The sequence below is a fragment of the Pseudomonas sp. genome (assembly GCF_049590575.1).
Classification (GTDB): domain Bacteria; phylum Pseudomonadota; class Gammaproteobacteria; order Pseudomonadales; family Pseudomonadaceae; genus Aquipseudomonas.
Map to the genome: position 1 here is coordinate 1 of NZ_JBAWDE010000183.1, position 15,692 is coordinate 15,692.

13 protein-coding genes and 1 pseudogene are annotated in these 15,692 nt (G+C 63.8%); 7 read left to right on the top strand and 7 right to left on the bottom strand.

What is annotated here, in order from left to right; translation table 11 throughout:
* Positions 1–75 precede the first annotated feature (75 nt).
* The 7 genes from WBR57_RS12795 to pilG all read right to left on the bottom strand — a co-directional run bounded on the left by WBR57_RS12795 (position 76) and on the right by pilG (position 10,613).
* Complete coding sequence (locus WBR57_RS12795; RefSeq protein WP_424084123.1) at positions 76–315, bottom strand: DUF6124 family protein; 240 nt, start codon at positions 313–315, stop codon at positions 76–78.
* A gap of 461 nt (positions 316–776) precedes the next feature.
* On the bottom strand, positions 777–1,232 hold the full coding sequence (locus WBR57_RS12800) for a chemotaxis protein CheW (RefSeq protein WP_424084124.1): 456 nt from the start codon (positions 1,230–1,232) through the stop codon (positions 777–779).
* On the bottom strand, positions 1,225–7,041 hold the full coding sequence (locus WBR57_RS12805) for an Hpt domain-containing protein (protein WP_424084125.1): 5,817 nt from the start codon (positions 7,039–7,041) through the stop codon (positions 1,225–1,227). The genes WBR57_RS12800 and WBR57_RS12805 overlap by 8 nt, the downstream gene beginning before the upstream one ends.
* 167 nt (positions 7,042–7,208) lie before the next feature.
* Complete coding sequence (locus WBR57_RS12810) at positions 7,209–9,260, bottom strand: methyl-accepting chemotaxis protein (protein WP_424084126.1); 2,052 nt, start codon at positions 9,258–9,260, stop codon at positions 7,209–7,211.
* Positions 9,257–9,781, bottom strand: coding sequence for a chemotaxis protein CheW (locus WBR57_RS12815; protein WP_424084127.1), 525 nt, complete (start codon positions 9,779–9,781; stop codon positions 9,257–9,259). The genes WBR57_RS12810 and WBR57_RS12815 overlap by 4 nt, the downstream gene beginning before the upstream one ends.
* A 12-nt stretch (positions 9,782–9,793) precedes the next feature.
* The gene (pilH, locus tag WBR57_RS12820) at positions 9,794–10,159 is read right to left on the bottom strand and encodes a twitching motility response regulator PilH (protein WP_014720320.1); all 366 of its coding nucleotides are present in this window, start codon (positions 10,157–10,159) and stop codon (positions 9,794–9,796) included.
* 46 nt (positions 10,160–10,205) lie between these two features.
* Positions 10,206–10,613, bottom strand: coding sequence for a twitching motility response regulator PilG (gene pilG / locus WBR57_RS12825; RefSeq protein WP_122542073.1), 408 nt, complete (start codon positions 10,611–10,613; stop codon positions 10,206–10,208).
* 239 nt (positions 10,614–10,852) lie between these two features.
* On the opposite strand from pilG, the gene gshB reads away from it, so the two are divergent.
* The 7 genes and pseudogenes from gshB to WBR57_RS12860 form a co-directional block, all read left to right on the top strand.
* Positions 10,853–11,806 carry a glutathione synthase gene (gshB, locus tag WBR57_RS12830; RefSeq protein ID WP_424084128.1) on the top strand — a complete coding sequence of 318 codons (954 nt, stop codon included), beginning with the start codon at positions 10,853–10,855 and terminating at the stop codon, positions 11,804–11,806.
* 77 nt (positions 11,807–11,883) lie between these two features.
* Positions 11,884–12,789, top strand: a complete 906-nt coding sequence (locus WBR57_RS12835; protein ID WP_424084129.1) for a TonB family protein — start codon at positions 11,884–11,886, stop codon at positions 12,787–12,789.
* A 67-nt stretch (positions 12,790–12,856) separates the two neighbouring features.
* Complete coding sequence (locus WBR57_RS12840; RefSeq protein WP_424084130.1) at positions 12,857–13,426, top strand: YqgE/AlgH family protein; 570 nt, start codon at positions 12,857–12,859, stop codon at positions 13,424–13,426.
* On the top strand, positions 13,426–13,863 hold the full coding sequence (gene ruvX / locus WBR57_RS12845) for a Holliday junction resolvase RuvX (protein WP_005792259.1): 438 nt from the start codon (positions 13,426–13,428) through the stop codon (positions 13,861–13,863). Before WBR57_RS12840 ends, ruvX begins: the two co-directional genes overlap by 1 nt.
* A gap of 72 nt (positions 13,864–13,935) precedes the next feature.
* Positions 13,936–14,442 (top strand): bifunctional pyr operon transcriptional regulator/uracil phosphoribosyltransferase PyrR, encoded by a 507-nt coding sequence (gene pyrR / locus WBR57_RS12850; protein ID WP_424084131.1) that lies wholly within the window; start codon positions 13,936–13,938, stop codon positions 14,440–14,442.
* A 24-nt stretch (positions 14,443–14,466) separates the two neighbouring features.
* Positions 14,467–15,471, top strand: a complete 1,005-nt coding sequence (locus WBR57_RS12855; RefSeq protein ID WP_177086910.1) for an aspartate carbamoyltransferase catalytic subunit — start codon at positions 14,467–14,469, stop codon at positions 15,469–15,471.
* Positions 15,468–15,692: pseudogene (locus WBR57_RS12860) on the top strand (dihydroorotase); the annotation flags it as partial. The gene WBR57_RS12855 and the pseudogene WBR57_RS12860, both read left to right, overlap by 4 nt.

Below are 15,692 nucleotides of genomic sequence, written 5' to 3' on the forward strand. Positions count from 1 at the left end.
CGCCATCGCAGGCAAGCCAGCTCCCACATTTGTTCGGTGGTACCTGTTAAATAGCGGTCCCAAACAGGAGCCGATTCAACCTTGCGGCGCCGGACTGACCTGCTCCAACGCTCTATCAACCAGCAACTGACCCAGCTCGGCCATTTGCTGGATGCCGAGCATGATTGCGCGCTGGGAGGTGTTCAGGTCGAAGGCCAGATTGCAGGTCATAGCGTTAAGCGAGGATAAGGTTTCGCTGGCGTTGACCAGCAGGGCTTCGGTGTTTTGGTGGGGGTTTACGGTGAAGAGGGGCGGATTCGGCGTAGGTTTGATCATGATGAAGCTCCTAAACAGTTAGTAAGGAGCGCCACCGTTCGCTTGCACGCGAATGAGGGTGGCGACCGTGCGCAGGTGTGCAAGACCGGGCCTGTTTAGGACACCCAGCAGGTCCGAAGACCTCCTGCGCGCAGCCGCCATAAAGCAGCGAGCACAAAAAACGCCCGTGGTTGGCTGGGCGTTCGTACGCCTAAACAGTTTCATCGGACTTGCACGTCCGTGTCACCGTTTTTCGATGACAGGACGAAGACTAGGCCCACAGACTGCGCCCGACAAGTTCATGCACGGCCCAAAATCCTGCAGGAAAAATCCGAAGGCCAGCACAGCCCTCAAGGAAAAAGACCTTCCTGTGGCGAGCAGGCTTGCCTGCGATAGCGGTGGCTCAACTGTTGATACAGTGACTGACAAGCCGCCATCGCAGGCGAGCCAGCTCCCACATTGGATCTTTACAAGGCTTAGGGTCAGGCCAGGCCGGACTCTACCAATAAGGCTTCCAGCCCCATAAGGTCAGGCACCTTCGCCACATGCTCGGCCACTTGCACCGCCGCCAGTTCCAGCGGGCACAGCGGCACGTCGACGTAACTCAACTGGCTGTCGAGCTTGTACGAGCGCGGAATCCCCTGGATCACCAGCGCAATAAACTTCAACGTCGGCCGCCCGCCCAGGGCGTTCAACACCACGATCCGCGAGCGCTCGCCGGTCACGCTGGCCTCGCCGCAGGCCGCTTCGAAGCTGATCAACGGCAATTGCCGATCACGCCACGTGACCTGCCGCAGGTACCACGGCGGTGCATCGCTGGCCGGTTCGCCGCGCTGAAAGTCGATCAGCTCGGCGATGGCGACGTTGGGCAACACCAGGTGGCGGTCGGCCAGCGGCAGCAACAGGCCGGTGAGTTGGCTGGTGCGGTGGTCAAGCATGGGACTTGCTCCAGTAGGCGATGCTTTCCAGCAGCACCGACTCTTGGTACGGCTTGCCGAGGTAGTCGTTGACGCCAATCGCCATGGCGCGGTCGCGGTGTTTCTGGCCGGTGCGCGAGGTGATCATGATGATCGGCAGGCGCATCAGCCGTGGGTCGTTGCGCACCTGGATGGCCACTTCGAAGCCGTCCATGCGCGGCATTTCGATGTCGAGCAGCATCAGGTCCGGGGTGTGTTCTTCAAGCACGGCGATGGCGTCGATGCCGTCTTTGGCGGTCAGCACGTTCATGCCATTGCGCTCCAGCAGGCGGCTGGTGACTTTGCGCACGGTGACCGAGTCGTCCACCACCAGCACCAGCAACGGGCGCTTTTTCAGCGGTTCGTTGAGGATCAGCGGCGCGTCGAACGTCTGGGCGGGCAAGGCCGGTTGCCGCGCGCGGATATGCGCCAGCAAGTCGATGATCAGCACCACGCGGCCGTCACCGAGAATGGTCGCGCCGGACAAACCCTGCACGCCGGCAAACTGCGGGCCGAGGCCTTTAACCACAATCTCCCGGGTACCGGCCATGGCGTCCACGTGCACCGCCACGCGCCGCTCGTTGCATTGCACCAGCAGCACCGGCACCGGTTGGTACTGGCCGAGCAGTTTCGGGCGGGCGACGGTCTGCAGCAGGTCGCCCAGGTAGAACAGTTCATAGCGCTGGCCCGCGTATTCATAGCGCGGCGGGTCTTGCTGGTAGTGCCCGGCCAGCTCATGGGGCAGCACGCGCACCAGGCCTTCGATGGTATTGAGCGGGATCGCGTATTGGTCGTCCGCGCACTGCACCATCAGCGCCCGGTTGACCGACACGGTGAACGGCAGACGGATGCGAAAGTGCACGCCCACACCCGGGGTCGAGTCGATGAACATTGAGCCGCCGAGCTGGCGCACTTCTTCATGCACCACGTCCATGCCCACGCCGCGCCCGGAAATCTGCGTGATCTTTTCCGCCGTGGAGAAGCCCGGCTGCAGGATGAACTGCAACACGTCGCGGTCGCTGATCTCTTGATTGGGATCGAGCAGGCCGCGCTTGATCGCCTTGCGCCGCACCGCGGCCAGGGGCACCCCGGCGCCGTCGTCGCGCATGTCGAACACGATGTCGCCGCCTTCATGGGTCAGGTCCAGGCTGATGCGGCCCTTCTCCGGCTTGCCGGCCAGCAGGCGTGCCTCGCGGGATTCCAGGCCATGGTCGACGGCATTGCGCAGCATGTGTTCCAGCGGCGCAGCCATGCGCTCCAGCACGTTGCGGTCCATCTCGCCCTCGGCATTGCCGACCACGAACTCCACGTCCTTGCCCAACTCGCCTGCGACTTGGCGCACGATGCGCTTGAGGCGCGGCAGCATGCGTTCAAACGGCACCATGCGCGTGCGCATCAGGCCTTCCTGCAGCTCGGTGTTGATGCGCGCCTGTTGCTGCAACAGGTCGTGGGCATCGCCGTTGCGCCGCTCAAGGGTGTCCTTGAGGTCCAGCAGGTCGGAGGCCGATTCGGACAGCGCGCGCGACAGTTGCTGCAACTGCGAATGGCGGTCCATTTCCAGCGGGTCGAACTCTTCATAACCCAAGCGCTCGGCCTCCGCTTGCTGGCGGCTGAGGAGGCGGCCCTGGGTCTCGGTGTCGAGGCGGCGCAGTTGGTCGCGCATGCGCTCGATGGTGGTTTCCATTTCCGTCAGGGCGATGCGCGCGTCGTTGACCTGCTGCTCGATACGGCCTCGGAAGATTGAGGTTTCACCGGCCAGGTTGACCAGGTCGTCGAGCAAGTCGGCGGAGATTTTTACCATGTCCGCCGCAGGGTCCACCGCCGCTTCGGCCTTGCCCGTGGGCAACGCCACCGGCACGACCGGTTCGTCGCCGGGGTGCACCAGGCTTTTGATGCGCTCGATCAGTGTGTCGACCGAGCCCACCGGCAAGCCATCGGCCACCGCGTCGATCATCTGCGCCAGGCGGTCGTGGCAATTTTGCAGCAACGTAAACAACTCGGCTGACGGCGCCAGCAGCCCGGCAGAAAGCCCTTCGTAGAGAAATTCCAGCTCATGGGCCAGGTCGCCAATCGGCCCGATCTCGACCATGCGCGCACCGCCCTTGAGGGTGTGCAGGTCGCGCAGCAGGGTTTCGACTTCCTGGCGATTGTTCGGCTCGGCCTGCCAGCGCAGCAATGCGCTGCCTGAGCTGTCGAGAATATCGGCGGCTTCTTCGAGGAAAATATCCAGCAGTTCCGGGTCGGCACTCGAGGTTTCTGACGCTTGCGCCGGCGCCGCCGCGGTGCCGCTCTGACGCAGCGCCCGCAGCTTGTCGACCAGTTCCGCGCCGTCGCTCAAGGGCTGGTGGTGTTGCAGTTCTTCGAGCTGCAACGCCAGCCGTTCATGGCTGGCCATCAGCACCAGCGACAGCTCGGGGGAGTAGCTGTAGCGGCGGTCCACCAGCCCTTCGTAAAGGCATTCCAGCTCATGGGCCAGGTCGCCGACCGGGCCGATTTCGGCCATGCGCGCGCCGCCCTTGAGGGTGTGCAGGTCGCGTTGCAGCGAGGACAACGGCGCCGCGTTGTCGGGCTCCAGCAGCCAGCGCTTGAGCGACTGCCCGGCGCTGTCGAGGATATCCACCGCCTCTTCGAGGAAGATCTCGACGATCTCGTCGTCCATCGAGGTTTGCTGATCCAACTGTGCGGTGGCGGCGCCCAGCTCGGCGATGTTCAGCGCGCGGCTGCCGTCGCTTTTGATCAGGCCCGTGGCGGACGGGTCGAGGGCTTGGTCCAACAACTCGCGCAGGGCCTCGACCCGTGCTGGCGCCGGGCTGATTTCCTGCCCGGCGGCCAGTTGGTCGAGCATGCTGATCAGCGCTTCATGGGCCTGTTCGGCCTCATGGAAAAACCGCTCGCTGACTGCCAGGCTGCTTTCTTCCACGGCGCCATACAGGTCGAGCAGGGCTTCGCAGAGTTCATCGATGGCGTAGAGGTCGGCGACGTGCGCGCCCTCCCCCAGGGTGGTCAATTCGTCCAGCAGCGCGGTCAATTCCTGGCGCTCGCCGGGGTGTTGCTGCCAGCGGCGCAGCAGGCTTTCGGCGTCGAGCAGGATGTCCATGCCCTGGGCCAGGAAGTCGGCGATCAGCTGCGGGTCACGCTTGACGCGCAAGCCGGTGTTCGGCGCTTCGAGCAAGGCTTCAAGCTGCTGGTCGAGCAGGTTTTGGGTGCGGGTGATCAGGTCCTGCGCGCCCTTGATCGGCGCCAGGGGATCATTGAGGTGCCGCAGCCCGCGCTGGAGCAAACCCTCGGCCTCCAGCAACAACTCCACTTCGTCCAGGTCCAGCGGCAGGCGGTGGGCCTTGTACTCGCGGGTCAGGTGATCGAGCGGGCGCGCCAGTTCGGCGATGGGCAACACGCCGGCCATATAGGCGCTGCCCTTGAGGGTATGCAGGGCGCGTTGCAGCTCATCGCTGACTTGCAGCGGCACGTGCTCGGCGGCCTGTTGCAGGAAGTGGTTGAGGCTTTCCAGGTGGCTCTGGGCTTCGTTGCGGAAGATCTCCAGCAGCATCGGGTCGTGGGCTTCGACGGCCGGCACCGGGGTGCCGCTGGCCAAGGCGTGGGCACGGGCAGCCAGGGCGTCGACTTCATCGCGCTGGCGTTGATCATCAATGGCGAAGTCAGCGATCAGTTCCGGCAACAGCGCCACTGCCTCATCCAGCACCTGCTGCACGTCAGGGCCGAGGACCACACTGCGCTCCAGCACGCGGTTGAGCAGGTTCTCCACGGCCCAGGCCAGCTCGGCCAGCACCAGGGCGCGGACCATGCGGCCGCTGCCTTTGAGGGTATGGAAGGCGCGGCGCATTTCGCCCTGGGCGGTTTTGTCGGCGCTGTTGGGCAGGTGGCGGTGCAACACCTCAAGCACTTCATCGGTTTCTTCGAGGAAGACTTCGCGCAACTCATCGTCGATCGGCTCTTCACCGGGCGGCGGCGGTAGCAGGCTGCCGGGCCGATGCTGGGCGGGTGGGTTCAGGCGCGAGGTGGGGCTGGCCAGCGCGTCGAACTGCGATTGGCTCGGCGCAGCGTGCGTCGACAGCGCGCCATCCGGCGCAACCAGTGCCTGGCGCCAGGGCTTTTCGGCGGGCAGGTAACCCAGGGCGGTGAGGCCCTGGGTGGCCAGTTCGAGCACGCGCTCACCGGCGGCATCGGGGTCTTGAAGCATGCGTTCGAGGTAGTACTCCAGGCTGCTGATCACGTCGGCAAAATGCGCCAGCTGCACCTCGGAGGGCGGGCTGTCGTGGATCATCAAGTGCTCGTCGACGTAAGCGCTGCAGCCACGCATCAGGCTTGCCGCGCGTGGCAGCGGGATCATCGCCAGCGCGCCGCGCACTTGGCTCAACAGCTCAGGCAGGGATTCGAGGCGCTGGCGATCCCACTGCGCCTCAACGCAATCAATCACCAGCTCTTTGGCTTGGCGCAGGCACTGGCAGGACTCGCGGATCACCAGTTGGTGGATCTGCGTCAGGTCGGTGGTGGGCAGGCGGCTTTCTTCGCGGCTTTCCGGCTCGACGGTGCCGACCATCCCGGCCAGGGTGGCTTCGACGTACAGCAAGGCACCGGCAACGTCCATCAACACGGCGTCATTCGGCTCGCGCTGCCCCTGGGCCAGGCTCAACACCACGGCGAGTTGGTCGATGATCACTTTGCGCGGCTGGCCGAAACCCAGCACGGCCAAAGTATCGGCGATCTGCCGCAGCGGCGCGAGCAATGCGTCGAGGTCACCGGCGTGTTGGCGGTCGCTGCGCACGAACAGGTCGAGGCGCTCCTTGACCCGCACCAGCTCCTCACACAACGCGCCGAGCACCGAGCCCATGGCATTGCGGTCCGGCCCGGCCAGGCGCGCGCGCTCGGCGTCGACCACGGCGCTGTCGGGCAAGGCCTCATCCAGGCCGTAGCGTTCCTTCAAGCTTTGCATGCGTGGCGTCGGCCGGGTGACCTTGGCCACGTAGAACAACAGGCTCTTGAGCAGTTCGTCCGGCGCCGGTCGGTTGATCCCGCCGATGCCCTGGGCCAGCAGGCGCTTGAGTTGCTTGTCGCTGGCCTTGAGCAGGCTGCGCAGCGCCGGGCTGTTGGCGATCACGCCGGTGAGCATGCCTTCGACCAGCGCCGAGGTGACTTGCCACAACGGTAACAGCGGCGCGCCCTGGCACAGTGCTTCAAGGCGCGCGAACACCCGTGCCATGTCTTCCAGGTTGCTGGGGCCGTGGTCTTCGCGCAGCAGCCCGGCCAGGGCTTGTTGCAGTAATTGGTGCCACTGGCGCAGTTGCTCTGCCAGGTCGGGCGCCATGCGTTGGGCCAGGGCCTCGTCGGGCAACGGCGCAATCGACAGCAATTGCGGGCTGAACAGGCTGGTTTCCGACAGCAGGCTTTCGCCGCGCGCACTGCGCAGGTCGTTGAGCAGCGGCAACACCACCAGCGGCAGGTCGCGGCGGGCGCTGTGGATGCGGTCAAGGTACAGCGGCAATTGACCGAGGGCCTGTTGCAGCAGGCGAATGCCTTCGTCGCGTTGGCCAACATGCCCCGCTTGGAGCGCCAAGGCCAGTTCTTCGATTTCTTCCGCCAGCAGGGCCGCGCCGTAGAACTCGACCATTTGCAGCGCGCCATGCACCTGGTGGATGCAGGCCAGGCACTCGCCCAGGGCGTCGCCGTCGCGGGTGTCGACAAAGGTTTCGAGCGCCGAACGGGCCTGTTTCAGGGTTTCGGCAATCTCGCCCTTGACCCATTCGAGGGCCACGTAGTCGTGCCGATCAACCATAACTGCTCCGCTTAGAATTCGTGGGTTGCTGGTGGTACGAGATCTCAAGACAGATAGAGATCAAATGTGGGAGGGGGCTTGCCCCCGATGGCGATGCATCAGTCAAAGATTGGGTGACTGACCCACTGCTATCGGGGGCAAGCCCCCTCCCACATTGGCACTGCATTTCAATCGTCGACCTGCTTCGGTGGTGGCAGGGTGAAGCCCGACACCGACCTGCGCAACTGGCTGGCCATTTTCGCCAGGTTGCCAATGCTTTCGGCGGTGGCGGTGGAGCCCGATGACGTCTGGGTGGTGATCTGCTGGATCACGTTCATGGTCAGGGAGATCTGCCCCGCCGACGAGGTCTGTTGCTGCGCGGCGTTGGAGATGCTCTGGATCAGCGCCGCCAGGGTTTTCGACACGCCTTCGATCTCCTCCAGCGCCACCCCGGCATCCTGGGCCAGCCGCGCGCCGCGCACCACTTCGGTGGTGGTCTGCTCCATGGAAATCACGGCTTCGTTGGTGTCGGTCTGAATCGCCCGCACCAGGGTTTCGATCTGCCGGGTCGCGGCTGACGAGCGCTCGGCCAGCCGCTGCACCTCATCGGCCACTACCGCAAAACCGCGCCCGGCATCCCCGGCCATGCTTGCCTGGATCGCCGCGTTGAGGGCGAGGATGTTGGTCTGGTCGGCAATGTCGTCGATCAGGCTGACAATATCGCCAATCTCCTGGGAAGACTCGCCCAGGCGCTTGATGCGCTTGGCGGTGTCCTGGATCTGCTCGCGAATGTTGTCCATGCCGTGGATGGTGTTGTGCACCACCTCGTTGCCTTTGTTGGCAATCTCCACCGAACGCTCGGCCACCGCCGAGGACTCCGCAGCATTCGCCGAGACCTGATCAATCGACTGGGCCATCTGGTTGATCGCGGTGGAGGCTTCGGCGATCTGTTGGGCCTGATGCTCGGAAGCTTGCGCCAAGTGCATGGCGGTGGCCTGGGTGTCCTGCACGGCGCCGGCGACCTGGCCTGCGGTGAGGTTGATGGTCGCGACCAGGTCGCGCAACTGGTCAACGGAGTAGTTGATGGAATCGGCGATGGTGCCGGTGAAGTCTTCGGTGACCGAGGCGGTCACCGTAAGGTCGCCATCGGCCAGGTCTTCGATTTCATCCAAAAGGCGCATGATCGCGGTCTGGTTGCGCTCGTTCTTCTCGGCGGTTTCATGCAGTTGGCGGTTGGTTTCACGCACCATCACCAGGCCGATCAGGATGATTGAAGTCAGCGCCAAAAGCCCCAGCACATAACCGCCGATGGTGTCGAAGCTGCGCCCATCGGCCAGGTTTTCAAAACCGGTGGCCAGGTGCGAGGCTTCATCGAGCAGGGTTTGCGACAGGTTGAAAATATTGCTCGCCGAGGCGCGCACCTGGAACAGCTGCGGCGAGGTTTCGAGGATTTCATCCACGGAACCGGAGACAAATTCGAACAGCTCGGCGATTTCCGCCAGCCGCGCGCGCGCGTCGCGGTCTTCGACCTGGGTGATGCGCAGCCCTGGGTTGCCGTTGAGCATGCCGTTGAGCACCTGGCCGAAACGGTTGGCGTCGCGGCCAAACGCATCGGCGGCCTGCACCGCGGTTTCGTCACCGGCCAACACCGTGTTCACCGCGCCCAAAATACGCTCGGCCAGCAGCGACTGGCGTTGGGCCAAGGCCACCTGGCTGGCCGGGGCGCCGCGTTGCAGCAGGATGTCGACGACTTTTTCCGACTCCATCTGCAATTGCGGCACGGTTTCAGCGAGGGTCGCGGCCACCTGGTGCAGGGACAGCACCGTCTGTTCGCTGGCAAGGATCGCGTCAGTGTTTTTCAGCAGCGCTTCCCAGTCGGTCTGCACCGCGCGCATTTCTGCGCGCACCGCGTTAGGCGCGGCAGGCAGGCCGGTTTCCTGATCACCTTTTTTCAGGTAGCCCCAGCGCCGGGCAAAATCGTTGCGTGCATCACCGAGCAACTTGAACGCCGCCGCCTTGCCGGCAGCGGCTTCGGTGGCGTTTTTGGCGATGCGTTGCGACAGCACCCGCAGCTCACCGGCGTGGCCGATGTACTGTTTGTCATAGGTGGACTGGGTGTTGAGGTACGCGAAGTTGGCGAACAGCAGCATGATGAACACGATCAGCGCGATGAACAGCACGATGATCTGCGAACGGCTGCGCGATGCGGCCTGCGGTTTTGGCGCGGTAACGGTGGTCATGCGGCAACATCCATGAAACCTGGGGCCTGGGCCAGCGCGAAGGGGCTGAAGACCTGCCATTGCCGTTCGCCGTCAAATCGGCCCTGGATAAACGGCGCGCCGGGAGCAGCGCTCGCCAGCAGTGCGTCTTGTGCGAAATGCTGCATGCCCACCACCTCGTCGACCAGCAGACCGACAAACAGATCGTTGTACTCCACCACCAGCACCCGCCGTTGTTTGCGCGCCCTGGACAGCTCAAGGCCGAGAAACCCGCCCAGGTCCATCACCGGCAGCAAACGCCCGCGCAGGTTGGCCACGCCCTTGACCCACGGCTTGACGCCCGGCATCAGGGTGCAGCGCGGCTCATGCAACACCTCGGCGACTTCGCCCATCGGCGCCACGTACCAATGCTGGCCCAGGCGAAAGCCAATCCCGCTCCAACGCTGCAGGCGGGTTTCCTGGGACGGCAGGTCGGCGGCCAACAGCCGGCAGCGGCGGTCGATGTCCAACAGCAGCTCGAAGGCGGTTTGCGACTCGGTCATGATGGCGTGCCGTCAGCCGGCCAGCACCTTGTTCAGGGTGGCGATCAGGGTTTCTTCGTCCACCGGCTTGGTCAGGTAGTCCTTGGCGCCCTGGCGCGCGCCCCAGATCTTGTCGGTTTCCTGGTCCTTGGTGGTGATGATGATGATCGGGATGCCATTGGTTTCCGGCTCCTTGGACAGCTGGCGCGTGGCCTGGAAACCATTGAGGCCCGGCATCACGATGTCCATCAGCACGGCGTCGGGTTTTTCCTGGCGGGCCAGGGCCACGCCGTCCGCGCCGTTCTCGGCCTTGAGCACCTGGTGGCCGTGCTTTTCGAGCATGCCGGTGAGTTTGTACATTTCAGTCGGCGAATCGTCGACGATCAGAACGCGTGCCATGGTTTTCCCCACTACATTGGTCGGCGCCGGCCCTGGTGGGGCGGCGTCAGTGTGCTTGTTCTACTGCGGCGAAACCGGGCACGTAGGCCTTGATCGCGCCCAGCAGTTCTTCCTTGCTGAAAGGCTTGGTCAAAAACTGATCGACACCCACGATGCGCCCCTTGGCCTTGTCGAACAGGCCGTCCTTGGAGGACAGCATGATCACCGGAATCGACTTGAACGCCGGGTTGTTCTTCACCAGGGCGCAGGTCTGATAGCCATCCAGGCGCGGCATCATGATGTCGACAAAGATAATGTGCGGGTGATGATCAACAATCCGTGCCAGGGCATCAAAACCGTCGATGGCCGTGATGACATCGCACCCTGCGTTTTTCAACAGGGTCTCGGCAGTGCGGCGGATCGTTTTCGAATCGTCGATCACCATCACTCTCAAGGCGTTGGAATGCTGTTCCATATCTGCTCTACCATCGCCACAGCGAATCGGTTTTCGGTGTGTACTGCCTGATGTTGCACAGGATGAGCGCCACAAGCCTTGGAATTCAAGGGCTGCTGCACCGTGCCAGTCTTTTTAGCACAGTCTCGGGGAGCAATCTATCGAGCGGCCCGCCCGGTGGTTTTTCCTTGACCCACAACAGCCGCAGCGCCACTCTGACGCCACTTTTATGCGCCCTAATTTGCTAGAGGAAATCCCCCATGAGCGTTCGCGTCGGCATTGTCATGGACCCTATCGCCAGCATTTCCTATAAAAAGGACAGCTCGCTGGCCATGCTCCTGGCCGCCCAGGCCCGCGGCTGGAGCCTGTTCTATATGGAGCAGCCGGACCTTTACCAGGGCGACGGCGAAGCCCGCGCACGCATGCGCCCGCTGCAAGTATTTGCCAACCCTGAGAAGTGGTTCGAGCTGGCGGACGAAATCGACAGTCCCCTGAGCGACCTGGACGTGATCCTGATGCGCAAGGACCCGCCGTTCGACATGGAATTCGTCTACTCCACCTACTTGCTGGAGCAGGCCGAACGCGCGGGCGTGCTGATCGTCAACAAGCCGCAGAGCCTGCGCGACTGCAACGAAAAGCTGTTCGCCACGCTGTTCCCGCAGTGCACGCCGCCGACCGTAGTCAGCCGTCGCGCCGATGTGTTGCGTGAATTTGCCGCCAAGCACGGCGACGTGATCCTCAAGCCGCTGGACGGCATGGGCGGCACCTCGATCTTCCGCCACCGTGCCGGCGACCCTAACCTGTCGGTGATCCTCGAAACCCTGACCGCGCTGGGCACCCAGCAGATCATGGGCCAGGCCTACATTCCGGCGATCAAGGACGGCGACAAACGCATCCTGATGATCGACGGTGAGCCGGTGGACTACTGCCTGGCGCGTATCCCGGCCGCTGGCGAGACGCGTGGCAACCTGGCCGCTGGTGGTCGTGGTGAAGCGCGGCCACTGTCGGACAAAGACCGTTGGATCGCCGCCCAAGTTGGCCCAACCCTGCGCGAAAAAGGCCTGCTGTTCGTAGGACTAGACGTAATCGGTGAGAACCTCACCGAGATCAACGTCACCAGCCCGACCTGTATTCGCGAGATCGACAACGCATTTGGCACCAACATCGGCGAAATGCTGATGGCCGCGATTGAGCGCAAGCTACAAGCCAAGTGACATAGAACAGCCGGACATCAACCAACATTGCGTTATCATGCGCCACCTGTGAAACGCGCGATGTTGGTTTTTTTGTCATGACACTCCCGTCCGATCTGCCCCCCGAACTCTCCCACAGCGGCGTGCGCCCGGCTGATCGGCTCGGATTTACCCTGTTCCTGGCGGCACTGATCCACCTCGCACTGATCCTCGGCCTGGGCTTCACCTTTGCCGAACCCAAGCAGATCACCAAGTCCCTGGAAATCACCCTCGCCACGTTCAAGAGCGAAAAGCCGCCGGAAAAGGCCGACTTCCTCGCCCAGGACAACCAGCAGGGCAGCGGCACCCTCGACAAAAAAGCGCTGCCCAAGACCACCGAAGTGGCGCCATTCCAGGACAACAAGGTCAATAAAGTCACCCCGCCACCCGCGCCCAAGCCCGAGGTCCAGCAGACCGCCCCCAAAGCCGCCGTGACCACCGTGGCGCCCAAGCCGCAGAAAGCCCCGACCCAACGCGAGAAAACCAAGACCGAGCCGCAGCCCGAGCCGGTAAAACCGGCGCCGACCTTCGACAGCTCGCAGCTCTCCGACCAGATCTCCAGCCTCGAAGCGGAGCTTGCCAACGAGCAGCAGCTGTACGCCAAGCGCCCGCGCATCTACCGGCTGAACGCGGCCTCGACCATGCGCGACAAAGGTGCCTGGTATAAGGACGAGTGGCGCAAGAAGGTCGAGCGTATCGGCAACCTCAACTACCCGGACGAGGCCCGGCGCCAGCAGATCTATGGCAATTTGCGCTTACTGGTGTCGATCAACCGCGACGGTACGTTATATGAAGTGCAGGTACTCGAGTCGTCCGGCCAGCCGCTGCTGGACCAGGCCGCCCAGCGCATCGTGCGCCTGGCCGCGCCTTTCGCGCCGTTTACCGGCGACCTGAACGACGTCGACCGCCTGGAAATCATCCGCACCTGGAAGTTTGCCCGGGGTGATCGGCTGTCCAGCAATTGATGACAATTGCCACATCAGCCGCATCCCCAGCTTGTCAGTTCGCCCCTCCAACGCCACACTAGCGGACATGAAAAATGTCAGCCCGACCTACCTCAAGCACCAATTCCTGATCGCCATGCCCCATATGGCCGACCCGAACTTTGCGCAGACCTTGACCTATATCGTCGAGCACACGGCCAATGGTGCGATGGGCCTGGTGGTGAACCGCCCGCAAGAGCTGAACCTGGCGGACATTCTTGAGCAACTGCGCCCCGAGATCGACCCACCGGCGCGCTGCCAGCACGTGCCGATCTACATCGGCGGGCCGGTGCAGACCGATCGCGGTTTTGTGCTGCACCCCACCGGGCCGAAGTTCCAGGCCACGGTCGACCTTGACGGCGTATCGCTGTCGACGTCCCAGGACGTGTTATTCGCCATCGCCGACGGCGTCGGCCCTGAGCAAAGCGTGATCACCCTGGGCTACGCCGGCTGGGAGGCCGGCCAACTTGAGGCGGAACTGGCCGGCAATGCCTGGCTGACCTGCCCGTTCGACGCCGACATCCTGTTCAACACCGCCAGTGAACTGCGCCTGGAAGCGGCTGCGGCCAAGCTGCGGGTCAACCTCAGCCTGCTGACCAGCCAGGCGGGGCACGCCTGATGGCATTGCGCTTGATCCTCGGGTTTGACTACGGCACCAAACAGATCGGCGTAGCAGTCGGCCAGGTCATCACCGGCCAGGCCCGCGAGCTGTGCACCTTGAAAGCCCAGAACGGCATACCGGACTGGAACCAGGTCGAAGCCCTGATCAAGGAGTGGAAGCCCGACGCCGTGGTGGTCGGCCTGCCCTTGAACATGGACGGTACCCCCAGCGACATGTGCCTGCGCGCCGAGAAATTCGCGCGCCGCCTCAATGGCCGCTACAACCTGCCCTTCTATACCCACGACGAACGCCTGACCACCTTTGAGGCCAAGGGTGAGCGCCGCGACCGTGGCGGGCAGAAAGGCAGCTACCGCGACAACCCGGTGGACGCCATCGCCGCCGCCTTGCTGTTGCAGGGTTGGCTGGATGAAAACACCGCTTTATTTGAATCCTGACTGACGCGGCTTGCCGCGTCTTTTTACGTTTGAGCCCGGACCTTGCCTGCGCGAGGCCTAGAAGGAGCACCCATGAGCCTGCCCAATCCCGCCGAACTGATCAGCCAGATGGCGACCAGCCTCACGGCCCATCTGCAACACCGTGCCATCAGCGAGCCGCGCTTTATTGGTATTCGCACCGGCGGCGTGTGGGTGGCCCAGGCGCTGCTGGAAGCGTTGGGCAACGATTCGCCTCTCGGCACCCTGGACGTGTCCTTCTACCGCGACGACTTCAGCCAGAACGGCCTGCACCCGCAAGTACGCCCGTCGGCCCTGCCCTTCGAGATCGAAGGCCAGCACCTGGTGTTGATCGACGATGTGCTGATGAGCGGCCGCACCATCCGCGCCGCCCTCAACGAGCTGTTCGACTACGGCCGCCCGGCCAGCGTGACCCTGGTGTGCCTGCTCGACCTGGACGCTGGCGAGTTGCCCATCAGCCCGGACGTGGTCGGCGCGACCCTGTCCCTGGAAGCCCACCAGCGGGTAAAATTGTCCGGTCCCACGCCGCTCGAACTCGAACTGCAAGACCTTGCCCTTTAAACCGCCTTGTAAAGAGTCCCCGCGATGACGCCTCTAGATGCCAAGCGCCCGCTGCAGCTCAATGCTCAGGGCCAGCTGCAACACTTCTTGTCCCTCGACGGTTTGCCCCGCGAACTGCTCACCGAAATCCTCGACACGGCCGACTCGTTCCTCGAAGTCGGCGGCCGGGCGGTGAAGAAAGTCCCACTGCTGCGCGGCAAGACCATCTGCAACGTGTTCTTCGAGAACTCGACGCGCACCCGTACCACCTTTGAACTGGCAGCCCAGCGCCTGTCGGCTGACGTGATCACGCTGAACGTGTCGACCTCGTCGGCGAGCAAGGGCGAAACCCTGCTCGACACCCTGCGCAACCTCGAAGCCATGGCCGCCGACATGTTCGTGGTGCGCCACGGCGACTCCGGCGCCGCGCATTTCATTGCCGAGCATGTGTGCCCGAACGTGGCAATCATCAACGGTGGCGACGGCCGCCACGCCCACCCGACCCAGGGCATGCTCGACATGCTCACCATCCGTCGGCACAAGGGCAGCTTTGAGAACCTCTCGGTGGCCATCGTCGGCGACATCCTGCACTCGCGGGTGGCGCGCTCGAATATGCTGGCCCTGAAGGCCCTGGGCTGCCCGGACATCCGCGTGATCGCGCCGAAAACCCTGCTGCCGATCGGTATCGAGCAGTACGGCGTGAAGGTCTACACCAACATGGCCGAAGGCCTTAAGGATGTGGACGTGGTGATCATGCTGCGCCTGCAGCGCGAGCGCATGGCTGGTGGCCTGCTGCCCAGCGAAGGTGAGTTCTACCGCTTGTTTGGCTTGACCACCGCGCGCCTGGCCGGCGCCAAGCCGGACGCCATTGTAATGCACCCGGGCCCGATCAACCGTGGGGTGGAGATTGAGTCGGCGGTGGCCGACGGCCCGCAGTCGGTGATCCTGAACCAGGTGACCTACGGCATCGCCGTGCGCATGGCAGTGTTGTCCATGGCCATGAGCGGGCAAACCGCGCAACGTCAATTCGAGCAGGAGAACGCCCAGTGAAGCTCAGCATCCTCGGCGCCCGCGTCATCGATCCGGCCAGTGGCCTGGATCACGTCACCGACCTCCACTTGGAAGCCGGCAAGATCATCGCCATCGGCGCTGCGCCCAGCGGTTTCAGCGCCAGTGAAACCATCGACGCCACAGGCCTGGTGGCCGCGCCTGGCCTGGTCGACCTGAACGTCGCGCTGCGCGAGCCGGGTTACAGCCGCAAAGGCAGCATC

Coding starts and splice junctions, on each gene's coding strand:
- WBR57_RS12795 (WP_424084123.1), bottom strand. CDS start 315: ATGATCAAACCTACGCCGAATCCGCCCCTCTTCACCGTAAACCCCCAC.
- WBR57_RS12800 (WP_424084124.1), bottom strand. CDS start 1,232: ATGCTTGACCACCGCACCAGCCAACTCACCGGCCTGTTGCTGCCGCTG.
- WBR57_RS12805 (WP_424084125.1), bottom strand. CDS start 7,041: ATGGTTGATCGGCACGACTACGTGGCCCTCGAATGGGTCAAGGGCGAG.
- WBR57_RS12810 (WP_424084126.1), bottom strand. CDS start 9,260: ATGACCACCGTTACCGCGCCAAAACCGCAGGCCGCATCGCGCAGCCGT.
- WBR57_RS12815 (WP_424084127.1), bottom strand. CDS start 9,781: ATGACCGAGTCGCAAACCGCCTTCGAGCTGCTGTTGGACATCGACCGC.
- pilH (WP_014720320.1), bottom strand. CDS start 10,159: ATGGCACGCGTTCTGATCGTCGACGATTCGCCGACTGAAATGTACAAA.
- pilG (WP_122542073.1), bottom strand. CDS start 10,613: ATGGAACAGCATTCCAACGCCTTGAGAGTGATGGTGATCGACGATTCG.
- gshB (WP_424084128.1), top strand. CDS start 10,853: ATGAGCGTTCGCGTCGGCATTGTCATGGACCCTATCGCCAGCATTTCC.
- WBR57_RS12835 (WP_424084129.1), top strand. CDS start 11,884: ATGACACTCCCGTCCGATCTGCCCCCCGAACTCTCCCACAGCGGCGTG.
- WBR57_RS12840 (WP_424084130.1), top strand. CDS start 12,857: ATGAAAAATGTCAGCCCGACCTACCTCAAGCACCAATTCCTGATCGCC.
- ruvX (WP_005792259.1), top strand. CDS start 13,426: ATGGCATTGCGCTTGATCCTCGGGTTTGACTACGGCACCAAACAGATC.
- pyrR (WP_424084131.1), top strand. CDS start 13,936: ATGAGCCTGCCCAATCCCGCCGAACTGATCAGCCAGATGGCGACCAGC.
- WBR57_RS12855 (WP_177086910.1), top strand. CDS start 14,467: ATGACGCCTCTAGATGCCAAGCGCCCGCTGCAGCTCAATGCTCAGGGC.